The organism is Cellulosimicrobium sp. BMG9.22 (assembly GCF_059159975.1).
In genome coordinates, this window is sequence record NZ_JBZGBY010000016.1 from 1 (window position 1) to 13,904 (window position 13,904).

General features: G+C 75.0%; 12 protein-coding genes. All 12 read left to right on the top strand.

The window, feature by feature from the left end; translation table 11 throughout:
- The first annotated feature begins 583 nt into the window (after positions 1-583).
- The 12 genes from AC4H2H_RS11945 (at position 584) to AC4H2H_RS12000 (ending at position 13,876) form a co-directional block, all read left to right on the top strand.
- A complete protein-coding gene (locus AC4H2H_RS11945) occupies positions 584-1,477 on the top strand; it encodes a hypothetical protein (protein ID WP_494371030.1) in 894 nt (297 codons plus the stop codon).
- On the top strand, positions 1,474-2,496 hold the full coding sequence (locus tag AC4H2H_RS11950) for an HAD-IIA family hydrolase (protein WP_494371031.1): 1,023 nt from the start codon (positions 1,474-1,476) through the stop codon (positions 2,494-2,496). The genes AC4H2H_RS11945 and AC4H2H_RS11950 overlap by 4 nt, the downstream gene beginning before the upstream one ends.
- A 145-nt stretch (positions 2,497-2,641) precedes the next feature.
- Entirely contained in the window at positions 2,642-2,836 is a 195-nt protein-coding gene (locus tag AC4H2H_RS11955; protein ID WP_494371032.1) for a hypothetical protein, read from the top strand.
- A 2-nt stretch (positions 2,837-2,838) separates the two neighbouring features.
- Positions 2,839-3,816, top strand: coding sequence for a TlyA family RNA methyltransferase (locus AC4H2H_RS11960; RefSeq protein ID WP_494371033.1), 978 nt, complete (start codon positions 2,839-2,841; stop codon positions 3,814-3,816).
- Entirely contained in the window at positions 3,813-4,784 is a 972-nt protein-coding gene (locus AC4H2H_RS11965) for an NAD kinase (RefSeq protein WP_494371034.1), read from the top strand. Before AC4H2H_RS11960 ends, AC4H2H_RS11965 begins: the two co-directional genes overlap by 4 nt.
- 2 nt (positions 4,785-4,786) lie before the next feature.
- Positions 4,787-6,550, top strand: coding sequence for a DNA repair protein RecN (gene recN / locus AC4H2H_RS11970; protein ID WP_494371108.1), 1,764 nt, complete (start codon positions 4,787-4,789; stop codon positions 6,548-6,550).
- A gap of 6 nt (positions 6,551-6,556) precedes the next feature.
- On the top strand, positions 6,557-7,744 hold the full coding sequence (gene steA, locus AC4H2H_RS11975; protein WP_494371035.1) for a putative cytokinetic ring protein SteA: 1,188 nt from the start codon (positions 6,557-6,559) through the stop codon (positions 7,742-7,744).
- Between the two features lie 120 nt (positions 7,745-7,864).
- Positions 7,865-8,938 carry a copper transporter gene (locus AC4H2H_RS11980; protein WP_494371036.1) on the top strand — a complete coding sequence of 358 codons (1,074 nt, stop codon included), beginning with the start codon at positions 7,865-7,867 and terminating at the stop codon, positions 8,936-8,938.
- Between the two features lies 1 nt (position 8,939).
- A complete protein-coding gene (locus AC4H2H_RS11985; RefSeq protein ID WP_494371037.1) occupies positions 8,940-9,779 on the top strand; it encodes a hypothetical protein in 840 nt (279 codons plus the stop codon).
- Complete coding sequence (gene murJ / locus AC4H2H_RS11990) at positions 9,776-11,437, top strand: murein biosynthesis integral membrane protein MurJ (protein ID WP_494371038.1); 1,662 nt, start codon at positions 9,776-9,778, stop codon at positions 11,435-11,437. The genes AC4H2H_RS11985 and murJ overlap by 4 nt, the downstream gene beginning before the upstream one ends.
- A 79-nt stretch (positions 11,438-11,516) precedes the next feature.
- Complete coding sequence (gene pyrG / locus AC4H2H_RS11995) at positions 11,517-13,202, top strand: CTP synthase (protein WP_494371039.1); 1,686 nt, start codon at positions 11,517-11,519, stop codon at positions 13,200-13,202.
- Complete coding sequence (locus AC4H2H_RS12000; protein WP_494371040.1) at positions 13,202-13,876, top strand: NUDIX domain-containing protein; 675 nt, start codon at positions 13,202-13,204, stop codon at positions 13,874-13,876. The genes pyrG and AC4H2H_RS12000 overlap by 1 nt, the downstream gene beginning before the upstream one ends.
- Positions 13,877-13,904 lie beyond the last annotated feature (28 nt).

A 13,904-nucleotide genomic window follows, 5' to 3' on the forward strand; every position in this document is an offset into this window, starting at 1 on the left:
AGAACGCCCCGCGTCCCGAGAGCACCCTGCGCACCTGGCGCAGCGTCGAGCTCGCGGTGACCACCCCCCGCGCGACTGCGCGACGTGGGAAGATGTTCTGCGCATCGAAAGACACGAGAGGGACATCCTGGTGAACGACACGGCTCACGAGCCCGAGCGAGAGCGTCCGACCACGGGCGAGGACCGTACGGGTCGTCGGGACAAGGACGCACGGCCCGATCGTTCGCAGGGGACCGGCCGGCCGGACGACCGTGGAGCGCGTCGCTCAGGCGACGCGACCGGTCGCCCTCGCTCGAGCGAGGGTTCGGGACGTGCGCGTTCTGGAGACGCCCTGGGGCGTCCCCGCCGTTCGGGAGACGCAGCACGTGCCGGTGACACGGACCGACGACGCGGCGGCCCCGCGGAGGGTGGCCGTCCCTCGGGCGGACGCGACGGTCGACAGGATGGTCGCGACCGCGGCGGTCGTCAGGACGCGCGCGACGGTTCCGCGCGTGGACCTCGCCGACCGTACGACGACTCGGCCCGGGACGACCGGGGTGCGCGCCGCGACGACCGGGGCCGGCCCGGGTCGGACGCGCGTGGTGTGCGTCCCGACCGCGACGGCGACCGCCGTCAGGGCCCCTCCGGCGCGGGCCAGGACCGTCGCGGGCACGCGCCGCGCGCCGGGGCCGGCCGGGACCGCGAGCGGGCCGACCAGCGCCCCGAGCCCCGTCACCCCGCAGGCCCGGAGCTGCCCGAGGACGTGCAGTTCTCGCAGCTGGACCGTGCGGCACGCGGCCGGCTGCGCACGCTGAGCAAGGAGACGGCCGAGGTCGTCGGACGGCACCTCGTCATGGCGGGGCAGCTCATCGACTCCGACCCGGAGCTGGCGTACGAGCACGCCCAGGCGGCGGTGCGCCGCGCGGGTCGCGTGGACGTCGCCCGGGAGGCCGCGGGGCTCACCGCGTACCGGACCGGGCGCTACGCCGAGGCGTTGCGCGAGCTCCGGACCGTGCGCCGCCTCAACGGGTCTTCGGAGCACCTGCCGGTCATGGCGGACTGCGAGCGGGGTCTCGGGCGCCCCGAGCGCGCGCTCGCCCTCGCCGCGTCGGTCGAGGCCGCCACGCTCGACGATGTCGGTCGCACCGAGCTGGCGATGGTCACGAGCGGCGCGCGCGTCGACCTGGGTGAGCTCGACGCGGCCCTGGCAGCGCTCGACCAGGTGCCCGCCGTGGGGAGGCGTGGAGAGCTGGGGGTCCGGGTCCTCCAGGCTCGTGCCTCCGTCCTCGAGGTCGCCGGCCGCACGGACGAGGCGGCCGAGCTGCTGGCGGGCATCGACGCGGACGTCCTCGCGGCAGCTCTGGGCCAGCCGACTGAGGACGTCATCGTGTACGACCTCACCGAGGAACCGGCGAGCGCGGAGGACGGCGACGACGGCGCAGAGAGCGCCGACGGGACGGACGCTGCGGGCCCTGAGGCGGCAGAGGGCGCCCGGTGAGCACGGGACTCCTCGCGAGCGAGCGTCCGCTCGCCGAGCGGTACGACCTCGCGCTCGTCGACCTCGACGGGGTCGCCTATCGCGGGCACGAGCCCATCGATCACGCGGCCGCAGGGCTGGCCGCCGCGCGGGAGCGCGGGATGCGGCTGGTGTTCGTGACGAACAACGCGTCGCGCGAGCCCGGCTCGGTGGCCGAGCAGCTCAGCGGGCTCGACATCCCGACGACGGCCGACGAGGTCATGACGGCCGCGCAGGCGGCGGCGGCGCTGCTGCGCACGCGCCTGGACCCCGGGGCGAAGGTGCTCGTGGTCGGCGGGGCCGGTCTCGTCACCGCGGTGCACGACGCCGGGTTCGTCATCGTCGAGAGCGCCGAGGACGACCCGGACGCGGTGGCACAGGGTTTCGCGCCCGAGCTCGGGTGGGCGCAGCTCGCGGAGGCGGCGTACGCCGTGCAGCGCGGGGCGTGGCACGTCGCGAGCAACCTCGACCTCTCGCTGCCGACGGCGCGCGGGTTCGCACCGGGCAACGGCTCGCTGGTCGGAGCGGTCCGCGCCGCGACCGGTGTCGAGCCGGACAGCGCCGGGAAGCCGTCGCCGACCATGTATGCGCTGGCCGTCGACCGCGCGGGCGCACAGGCGCCGCTCGTGATCGGCGACCGCCTCGACACCGACCTCGCGGGGGCACGTGCCGGCGGGTACCCGGGGCTCCATGTCCTCACGGGTGTCAGCACGGCCCGCGACGCGGTGCTCGCTGAGCCAGGCCTGCGGCCGCACTATGTCGGGACGGACCTGCGCTGTCTCCTCGAGGCCCATCCCGCGCCCGCGCGGACTGACGACGGGTGGTGGACCTGCGGCGACAGCGCGGCCCGGGTCGACGACGGGGCGCTCCGGCTGGACGTGCGCGGGACCGCGACGATCGACACCGTCCGTGTCGCCGCCGCGGCCGCGTGGGCCGCGGTGGACGCAGGCGGGCCGGTCGACCCGGCGAGCGTGCCGGACCTTCCCGTCGGGACGCACTGACGGCTGTCGCACCTGCGCCGCAGTGGCGAGCGCTCTGTGCGGCACGGCGTGCCGGGACGCAGGCTGGCACCGGCGCGTGGGACGGTGCGGGTAGCGTGAGCCCGGACGCCCGGGACGGGGACGACGAGCAGGCGGGAGGCAGCACATGACCGACGAGCGGGAACGCCCGGTGCCCGTGCCGCCGCCAAGGCAGGGTTCCCAGGCTGCAGGCCGGACGCAGCTCGACGACGCTCTCGCCCTCCTCGACGGCCTGGACGACCTGGCGATCGCCGACCACGCGCGCGTGCTGGAGTCGGTGCACGAGGCACTGGTCGCCGAGCTCGCCCGCACGGAGGACTGAGCGTGGCGGAGCGCGAGGGCGGGCGCCTCGACAGCGAGCTCGTGCGTCGGGGGCTCGCCCGGTCCCGACGCCACGCGGCGGAGTTCGTCGCCGCGGGCCGGGTGACGCGCGACGGTGTCCTGGTGTCGAAGTCCGCGCTCCACGTCGGGCCGACGACGACCCTCGCGGTGACGACCGACCCGGACGACCCCGGGTACGCCTCGCGCGCCGCCTTCAAGCTCGCGGGCGTGCTCGACGCCCTGGGCGCCCTCGATCCCGACGACGGCCCGGCACGCGTCCCGTCCACGCCCGTCGTCGACGGTGCGCTGTGCCTGGACCTCGGCGCCTCGACCGGGGGGTTCACGGACGTCCTGCTGCGCCGCGGGGCGCGCGGGGTGGTCGCGGTCGACGTCGGGCACGACCAGCTCGTCCCCGAGCTGCGGGCGGACCCGCGCGTGGTGGTGCACGAGGGGCTCAACGTCCGCGACCTCGTGCCCGAGCACGTCGGGGCGTCCCCTGACCTCGTCGTCGGGGATCTCTCCTTCATCTCGCTGGCGATGGTGCTGCCCGCGGTCGCGGGGGTCGTCGGGCCGGGAGCGGACCTGCTCCTCCTCGTCAAGCCGCAGTTCGAGGTCGGGCGCGAGCGCATCGGCAGCGGGGGCGTGGTGCGCGACCCGGAGCTGCACGTCGAGGTCGTCGTCGCCGTCGCGCGCCACGCGCAGCTCGTGGGGCTGCGGGCGATCGCGGTCGTCCCGAGCCCGTTGCCGGGGCCGAGCGGGAACCGCGAGTACTTCTGGTGGCTGCGCTCCGGCGACCCGCGTCCGGTCGACGACGCCGAGCTCGAACCGGCCGTGCGTCGCGCCGTGGCCTGGCAACCGGGACCTGAGACCGGGCCACCACCGGTCGTCCTCGTGCCGCCCGCCGGCGCGCAGACCTCGAAGACCCCGACCGGTGGCGGACACGTCGACCGGGACCCACACCTGGCTGGAGGAGCACCGTGACGCGTCGCGTGCTGATCGTCACCCACGGCGGCCGCCCGGAGGCGGTCGTCGCGCTGCGTGAGGCGGTCAGCGAGCTCGAGCGCGCCGGCTTCAGCGTCGCGCTGCACGACGACGACCTGGCGGAGACCTTCGGCGACCACATGGCGCGGACCCGCGTGCGTGAGGGCGTGACGGAGTCCGAGGTCGTCATGGTGCTCGGCGGCGACGGGACGATCCTGCGCGCCGCGGAGCTCACGCACGGGACGGACGTCCCGTTGCTCGGGGTGAACCTCGGCCACGTGGGCTTCCTCGCCGAGAGCGAGCGCGAGGACCTGCGCGCCGCCGTCGAACGGCTGGCCGACCACGACTACACGGTCGAGGAGCGCACCGTCGTGGACGTGCGCGCCCACCTGCCCGGTCGCACCGAACCGCTGGTGGGATGGGCGCTCAACGAGGCGACGGTCGAGAAGGCACAGCGCGAGCGCATGATCGAGGTCGTGATCGGTGTCGACGGACGTCCGCTGTCGTCGTTCGGCTGCGACGGCGTCGTCACGGCGACGGCGACCGGCTCGACCGCCCACGCGTTCTCCGCCGGGGGGCCGGTCATGTGGCCCGACGTCGACGCGGTGCTCGTGGTGCCGCTCGCGGCGCACGCGCTGTTCGCGCGACCGCTCGTCGTCGGCCCGAGCTCGACGATCACGGTGGACGTGCTGCCGCACTCGGCGTCGTCGGGCGTGCTGACGTGCGACGGGCGGCGCAGGATCGACCTGCCCAACGGGTCTCGCGTCGAGGTGCGGCGCGGGGCGACCCCGCTGCGGCTCGCACGGCTGAGCACGGCGCCGTTCACGGACCGGCTCGTGTCGAAGTTCTCGCTGCCGGTCGTGGGGTGGCGCGAGCGCGCAGCGAGCGCGGCGGCGGCGAACGGCCGCGGTGCCGACGCGCGCGCGGTCGAGGACGACGCGGCCGGTACCGCCGACGAGGAGGGGTGAGCGTGCTCGAGGAGATCGCGATCGAGAACCTCGGTGTCATCCGGGCGGCGCGCGTGCCGATCGGGGACGGGCTGACGGTCATCACGGGCGAGACCGGTGCGGGCAAGACGATGGTCCTCACCGGGCTCGGCCTGCTGATGGGCGGCAAGGCCGACCCGGCGACGGTGCGTCCGGGCGCGGCGAGCGCTGTCGTGGAGGGCCGCGTGCGCGTCGTCGACCGCCCGGGCGTCGCGCGGCGCGTCGACGACGCGGGCGGTCACGTGGACGACGACGGCACGGTCGTGATCCTGCGCACGGTCGCCGCGGAGGGGCGCTCGCGCGCGCACCTCGGCGGTCGGAGCGTCCCGCAGGCGGTGCTCGCCGAGATCGCGGACGACCTCGTCACGGTGCACGGCCAGTCCGACCAGCTGCGGCTGCGGACCCCGGGCCGCCAGCGCGTCGCGCTGGACGCCTTCGCGGGCCCGGAGCACGCCGCGCTGCTCCGCCAGTACCGGGAGGCGTGGACCGAACGCGTCGCGCTCCAGGCGGAGATCGACGACATCGAGAAGCGCGCCGGCGAGCGGGCGCGCGAGGCCGAGCTGCTGCGCCTGGGGCTGGCCGAGGTGGAGCGGGTCGCGCCGCAGCCGGGGGAGGACGCCGAGCTCACCGCGCTCGTCGCGCGCCTCGGGAACGTCGAGGAGCTGCGCGTCGCGGCCCAGTCCGCCCACGACGCCGTCGCCGGCGACGACGCCACCGAGCAGCAGGAGACCGCCGTCGTCTCGGTGGACCGTGCGCGCCGCGCGCTCGAGTCCGCCGCGCACACCGACCCCGCCCTCGCCCGGTTCGCCGAGCGTCTGGCGGAGGTGGGCTACGCGCTCGGGGACGTCGCGACGGAGATCTCCGGGTACGTGGAGGACCTCGCGGCGGACCCGGCGGGGCTCGAGACGGCGCACGCCCGGCTCGCGGAGCTCGGCACGCTCACCCGCAGCTACGGCGAGACGATCGACGACGTGCTCGCGTGGGCGAGCGATGCCGGGCTGCGGCTCCTCGACCTCGACGACGGCGGTGAGCGGCTGCGAGCGGCGACCGACCGGCGCGGCGAGCTCGATGCCGAGCTCGAGAGGGTCGGCACCGCGATCACCGCCTCGCGCGAGCGTGCCGCGGCCGAGCTCGCGGCGGCCGTGACCGACGAGCTGCGCGGCCTGGCCATGGGAGGAGCGAGCCTCGGTGTCGACGTCGAGCGTGCCGACGAGCCGGGTCCGTGGGGTGCCGACGCCGTGACCTTCTCGCTCGTCGCGCACCCCGGGGCACCGGCGCGCCCGCTGGGAAAGGGGGCGTCGGGCGGCGAGCTCTCACGCGTCATGCTCGCGATCGAGGTGGCTCTTGCGACGTCGGCGGTCGACGGTACCGACGGTGGCGACCAGGTGCTGCCGACGTTCGTCTTCGACGAGGTCGACGCCGGGGTGGGCGGCAAGGCCGCGGTCGAGGTCGGCCGGCGGCTCGCGGCACTCGCGCGCCGGGCGCAGGTCGTCGTCGTGACGCACCTCGCCCAGGTCGCGGCGTTCGCGGACGTGCAGCTCGTCGTGACGAAGTCGTCGGGCTCCGGCGACACCGGCGATCAGGCCGACGCCGACCCGTCCGGACCGGTCACCGTCACCGGTGTGCGCGAGGTCACGGGTGAGGACCGGGTGCGCGAGCTCGCGCGGATGCTGTCGGGGCAGGAGGACTCCGACGCGGCCCGTCGGCACGCGACGGAGCTTCTCGAGTCGTCGGTCGTGGGACGATAGGCGACGATGAGACTCACTCTGCGCAAAGCCTCCCCGCAGGAGGCCGGTTCCGGCACGCTCGGCCCGGCCAAGGTCGACGCGCGCACCAAGGCGCTGACCAAGCGGCTGCACCCCGGCGACGTCGCGGTGATCGACCACGTCGACATCGACCGCGTCGCGGCCGACGCCCTCGTGGCCGCGAAGCCGGTCGCGGTGCTCAACGCCGCCCGGTCCGTCTCGGGGCGGTACCCCAACCTCGGCCCGGACATCCTCGTCGACGCCGGGATCATCCTCGTCGACGACCTCGGGCCCGCGATCATGGCCATCCCCGACGGACGCGAGCTGCGCCTCGACGGCGGCAAGGTGCTTCTGGGCGAGGACCTCGTGGCGGAGGGCGTCCGGCAGACGCAGGAGACGGTCGCGCACAGCCTCGAGGAGGCGCGCGCGAACCTGTCGGCCGAGATCGAGTCGTTCGCCGAGAACACGATGGACTACCTGCGGCGCGAGCGCGACCTCCTGCTCGACGGCGTGGGCGTGCCCGACATCCGCACGGCCATCGACGGACGTCAGGTCCTCATCGTCGTGCGCGGCTACCACTACCGCGAGGACCTCGCGACGCTGCGCCCGTACATCACCGAGTACCGCCCCGTGCTCATCGGGGTCGACGGCGGTGCGGACGCGATCCTCGACGCGGGATGGAAGCCCGACATGATCGTCGGCGACATGGACTCGGTCTCCGACCGCGCACTGAGCAGCGGCGCGGAGATCGTCGTCCACGCGTACCGCGACGGGAAGGCGCCCGGGCTGGAGCGCGTCCAGGCTCTCGGGGTCGAACCGGTCGTCTTCCCCGCGACGGGCACCAGCGAGGACATCGCGATGCTCCTCGCCGACGACAAGGGTGCCGAGGTCATCGTCGCCGTCGGCACGCACGCGACGCTCGTCGAGTTCCTCGACAAGGGCCGTGCCGGCATGGCCAGCACGTTCCTCACGCGCCTGCGTGTCGGCGGCAAGCTCGTGGACGCCAAGGGCGTCTCGCGCCTGTACCGGCACCGGATCTCGAACCTGCAGCTCTGGCTGCTCTCCGTCGCGGGTCTGCTCGCCGTCGTCGCGGCGCTCTGGTCCACCGCCGCGGGGCAGACGTTCTTCGGCATCGTCGGCGCCCGGTTCGACGACCTGTGGTCGTGGGTCGGGTCGCTCTTCGCGGGCGGCGGCTGACGCCCAGGCACGTGACCGCCGCCGTCGTCGGCCGTGCCGCAACCCCGCACCGGCGCGCGCCGGCGCACCCCTGACCATCGCCAGCATGCAGCAGCACTCACCGAAGGACACCACCGCACAGTGATCGACTTCAGGTACCACATCGTCTCGTTGATCTCGGTCTTCCTGGCCCTGGCCGTCGGAATCATCCTCGGCGCGGGCCCGCTCCAGGGCGCCATCGGCGACCAGCTCACGGGGCAGGTCGAGCAGCTGCGCACCGAGCGCAACGACCTGCGTGACCAGCTCGACGCGGCGAACGTCATGGTCGACAACGACGCCCGCTTCATCGAGGCCGCCGGGCCGCAGCTCGTCGCGGGATCGCTCCAGGACCGCCGGGTCGCGGTCGTCGACCTCGACGGCGCCGACGCGGAGCGCGACGCCGCCATCACGGAGCAGCTCGAGAGCGCAGGGGCGTCGGTGGTCGGGCACGTCCGCCTGACGGACTCGTGGACCAGCCAGGACGAGGAGAGCGCGCGGGCGACCGTCGCGGACGGCCTGGGTGACAAGCTGGGCGAGGTCCCGCAGGACGCCACGGCCGAGCAGAGGCTCTCTCGTGCGCTCGCGCTGTCCCTGACCGGCGCGACCGCCGCCAGCACCGAGGTGCGCAGCCCCGAGGCGATCGAGCTCGAGGCGCTCCTCGAGCGCTTCGCCCTCGTGGACGTCGTCTCGGAGCAGACGCTGCCCGCCGACGTGATCCTGCTGCTGGCCGGGCCGGCGCCCGAGACGACGCCCGCCGCGGAGGGTGAAGAGGCTCCGGCTCCGGACACCTACGTCGTCGACATCGAGGTCCAGGTCGCGGTCGCGGCCCAGGACGTCGCCGACGCGGCGCTCGTCGCCGGGCCCACGGCGGTGGGCGGCGACGTCGTCTCGACGATCCGTGGCGACGAGGAGCTCGCCGCGACGCTCTCCACCGTGAGCGGTGTCGAGGCCGAGCCGGGCCGGATCAGCGTCCCGCTCGCGCTCGCGGCACGGCTCGCGGACCAGGTCGGGCAGTACGGCTTCGAGGAGAGCGCGACGGCGGTGCTCCCGCCCGCCGTCGAGCTGCCGCCGGTGACCAGGACCGCCGGTGCGCAGGACGCCGCCGCGGGCGACGCCGCGGGCACCGAGCAGACCGCCGGCACCGCACCCACCGCCGACGGCGCGGGGGAGGGCTGACGTGGGGCGCCTCCTGTCGACGCTCGCCGCGGCGGGCGTCGCCGCCGTCATGACCACGGCGGTGCGGCGTGCCGCGGACCCGCGCCCGCCCGGCGGGGCCGAGCGGTGGACCCGGACCAACCACCGGGGCGAGCCCATCAGCCTGCTCGAGGGGCCGGCCGTCGCCGCGGGTCTCGTCGCGGGGACCCTCGCGAGCGGAGGTGACGCCCGCACGCGCGGCGCCGTCGCGCTCGCGACGGCGAGCGCGGGGACCTTCGGCCTCGTCGACGACCTCGCCGAGGACACCGCCACGCGGACCAAGGGACTCCGGGGGCACCTGGGCGCCCTCGCGCGCGGCACGGTGACGACCGGGGGCCTCAAGGTCCTGGGCATCAGCGCGACGGCGCTCGTGGCCGCAGCGGTCGGGACGCGTCGCACGGGAGGGGCGTTCGCGCACCTCGTCGACGTCGGGGTCAACGGCGCGCTCGTGGCCGGCACCGCGAACCTGCTCAACCTCCTGGACCTGCGCCCCGGGCGCGCGTTCAAGGCGGCCGCAGCCGTGTCGGCGCCGTTCCTCGCCACCTCGGCCGCGCCGACGACGGGCGCCGTCCTGGGTGCGGCCGCCGCCGCCGCGCCCGGGGACCTCGCAGAGCGCGACATGCTCGGCGACTGCGGCGCGAACGCGCTCGGCGCCGCCCTCGGCTCGCAGGTCGCGTTCACCGCACCGCGCTCCCTGCGCTGGCTCGCGCTCGCGGGCGTCGTCGGGCTGACGCTCGCGAGCGAGAAGGTGAGCTTCTCGCGCGTCATCGAGGGCAACGACGCGCTCCGGCGCGTGGACGCGTGGGGCCGGCGCCCGGCGTGAGCACGCGGTCGGGGCGGCTGCGCGCCGCCACGGGCACGCTGGCGGGCGCCGCCGCGATGATCACGGTCGTGACGATCGCGAGCCGGCTCGTCGGGTTCGCGCGCTCGCTCGTGCAGTCGGCGGCCGTCGGGACCGAGGGGGTCGGCTCCGCCTACCAGGCGGCCAACCTCCTGCCCAACGTGCTGTTCGAGGTCGCGGCCGGGGGAGCGCTCGCCGGGTCGGTGGTCCCGCTCCTCGCGGGACCGATCGCGCGGCGTGCGGGCACCGACGTCTCGCGGATCGCGTCCGCGATGCTCGGGTGGACGCTCGTCGTCCTCGTCCCCCTCGGGGCGCTCCTCGCGCTCCTCGCGCAGCCGGTCGCGACGTTGCTGATGCGCGAGCACCCCGAGCTCGTGGGGGTCACGGCGACGTTCGTGCGCGTGTTCGCGCTGCAGGTGCCGCTCTACGGGATCGCCGTCGTCCTCGGGAGCATCCTCCAGGCGCACAAGCGGTTCTTCTGGCAGGCGTTCTCGCCGCTCCTGTCGAGCGTCGCCGTCATCGTCGTCTTCCTCGTGTTCGAGCGCCTCGCCGACGGCGACCAGGGCGACGTCGCGGCCCTCTCGGGCGCCGCGATCGCGTGGCTCGGGTGGGGGACCACGGCGGGCGTCGCAGTGCTCGCGCTGCCGCTCGTGCTGCCCGTGCACCGGGCGGGGGTCCGGCTGCGCCCGACGCTGCGCTTCGGCGGCGGCGAGGCCGTCCGGGCGCGCAACCTCGCGTTCGCGGGGATCGGCGCGCTCGTCGCCCAGCAGCTCTCGGTGCTCGCGATCCTCGGCGCCTCGTACCGGTACGGGCCCGAGCAGACCTTCCCGACCTACTGGTTCGCGCAGCAGGTGTACCTGCTCCCGTACGCCGTGCTCGCCTTCCCGCTCGCGACGAGCACGTTCCCGCGTCTCGCCGAGCACGTCGCGCACGACCGGCACGACGCCTACCGCCGGCTGCTCGCGACGACGACGCGCACGCTGCTCGTCGTCGCCGGTCTCGGCGCGGCGGCGCTGATCGCGGCGTCCGACGCCGTCGAGGCGGTGTTCGCCCAGATCGCGAAAGGCTCCGTCGTCGGCCTCGGGGACGCGGTCGCCGGGATGGCCGTCGGCATCGTCGGCTTCTCGCTGATCCTGCACCTGTCGCGCGCGCTGTACACGATCGACCGTCAGCGTGTCGCCGTCGTCGTGACGGCCGCGGGGTGGCTCGTGGTCGCCGTCGCCGCGTACGCGCTGCCCGCGGTCACGGGCGCACGGGACCAGGCCGGCGTGCTCGTCCTCCTCGGGCTCGCGACGGCGATCGGCATGTCGGTCGCGGGCCTCGGCCTGCTCGTCGCGACGCGCCGGTACGCCGGCCGTGAGGCGACGAGAGGAGTGCCGCGCACGCTCGTCGTCGTGACGGTCGGCGTGGCGCTGGGGGCCCTGGCCGGCTCCGCGGTGTCGCGCGGGCTCCTGCCCGACGACGCGGCCTGGCTGCCCGCCGTGGGCGTCGGGGTGCTCGCGGCCGCCGTCGCCGGTGCGATCGTGGTCGGTGTGTCGCTCGTCGCCGACCGGGGCGCGCTCCTGGACCTCCTGCGCCGCGGTCGGGGCACGGGCGGTCGCGGTCCGGACGACTCGGCCGAGGCGGACGCCCCGTCCTGATCCTCCCGGGCCCGGGTGTGAGGCGACCGACGTCGCGGCCCGCGTGCCGTCGTCGGGCACGCTGTTAGGATGGAGTTCCGTGGCAGATCACCTGAACCGGCCCTCCTCCCGCCTCAACGCCTCGGGCGCTCGCTCCGAGCACCGCACCGCGCACGTCTTCGTCACCGGCGGCGTCGCCTCCTCACTCGGCAAGGGCCTCACGGCGTCCAGCCTCGGTCGTCTGCTCCGCTCGCGCGGCCTGCGCGTCACCATGCAGAAGCTCGACCCGTACCTCAACGTCGATCCCGGGACGATGAACCCGTTCCAGCACGGCGAGGTGTTCGTCACCGAGGACGGGGCCGAGACCGACCTCGACATCGGCCACTACGAGCGCTTCCTCGACGTCGACCTCGAGGCGTCCGCGAACGTCACGACCGGCCAGGTCTACTCCCAGGTCATCGCTCGCGAGCGGCGCGGCGAGTACCTGGGCGACACGGTCCAGGTCATCCCGCACATCACGGACGAGATCAAGTCCCGCATGCGCGCCCAGGCCGGTGAGGACGTCGACGTCATCATCACCGAGGTCGGCGGCACGGTCGGCGACATCGAGTCCCAGCCGTTCCTCGAGGCGGCGCGCCAGGTGCGCCACGAGCTCGGCCGTGACGACGTCTTCTTCCTCCACGTCTCGCTCGTGCCGTACATCGGCCCGTCGGGCGAGCTGAAGACGAAGCCGACCCAGCACTCGGTCGCCGCGCTGCGTTCGATCGGCATCCAGCCCGACGCGATCGTGCTGCGCGCCGACCGTGTGGTCCCCGAGCCGGTGAAGCGCAAGATCGCGCTCATGTGCGACGTGGACAACGAGGCCGTGGTCAACGCGATCGACGCGCCGAGCATCTACGACATCCCGCGCGTGCTGCACTCCGAGGGCCTCGACGCGTACGTCGTGCGGCGCCTCGGTCTGCCGTTCCACGACGTCGAGTGGGACGGGTGGAGCCAGCTCCTCGAGCGCGTGCACACCCCCGCGCAGCGCGTCGAGGTCGCCCTCGTGGGCAAGTACATCGATCTCCCCGACGCGTACCTGTCGGTCACCGAGGCGCTCCGCGCGGGCGGCTTCGCGAACGACGCCAAGGTCACGATCCGCTGGGTCGCCTCCGACGAGTGCCAGACCCCGGCCGGCGCGGACGACGCGCTGCACGGCGTCGACGCCGTGCTCGTGCCGGGCGGGTTCGGCGTGCGCGGCATCGAGGGCAAGCTCGGCGCGCTGCGCTGGGCGCGCGAGAACAAGGTGCCGACGCTCGGCATCTGCCTCGGTCTGCAGTCGATGGTCATCGAGTACGCGCGCAACGTGCTCGGCATCGCGGACGCGTCCTCGACGGAGTTCCACCCGGAGACCTCCGACCCGGTCATCGCGACCATGGAGGAGCAGCTCGCGATCGTCGGCGGCGACGGCGACCTCGGCGGCACGATGCGCCTCGGCTCGTACGAGGCCGCGTTGGTCCCCGGCTCGGTCGTGGCCGAGGCTTACGGGTCCGAGCGGGTCTCGGAGCGTCACCGGCACCGCTACGAGGTGAACAACGCCTACCGCGCGCGGCTCGAGGAGGCCGGCCTCGTCGTCTCGGGCGCGTCGCCCGACTCCTCGCTCGTCGAGTTCGTTGAGCTCCCCGCGGACGTGCACCCGTACTACGTGAGCACGCAGGCACACCCGGAGTTCAAGTCACGCCCGACGCGCGCGCACCCGCTCTTCGCCGGGCTGATCGCCGCCGCGATCGAGAACCAGGCGGACTGATGGGCGCCGAGCCGGGCGCGGCTGCGCCGACGTCCGCCGCGTCCGGGGCCGTCTCGCCCACGATCGACGCCCTCGCTCCACGCGAGGTCGTCGACACGTCGGTCGTGCACCACGGCCGCGTGTTCGACCTCCGGTCCGACGTCGTCGAGCTCGACGACGGTCGGGTCACCCGCGAGTACCTCGATCACCCGGGCGCCGTCGCGATCGTCGCGCTGGACGAGGACGACCGCGTCCTCCTGCTGCGCCAGTACCGTCACCCGGTGCGACGGCTTCTCTGGGAGGTGCCAGCGGGCCTGCTCGACGTCGACGGCGAGGACGCACGCCTCGCCGGGATCCGGGAGCTCGCCGAGGAGACGGACCTGCGCGCCGCGCAATGGCACGTCCTCGCCGACTACTTCACCACGCCCGGCGGCTCGAACGAGGCCCTGCGCGTGTTCCTCGCCCGCGACCTGTCGCCCGTGCCCGACGGCGAGCTGTTCGCGCGCGAGGCCGAGGAGCTCGGCATGGAGCTGCGGTGGGTGCCGCTCGACGACGCCGTCCGCGCCGTCCTGGCGGGCGAGCTGCACAACCCGTCCGCCGTCGTCGGGATCCTCGCTGCGGCCGCGTCGCGCGCGGACGGCTGGGCGTCGCTGCGCCCCGCCGACGCGCCCTGGCCGGAGCGCCGCGGCGGCTGACCGGACGCGGACCGTCGATCTGGCGTCC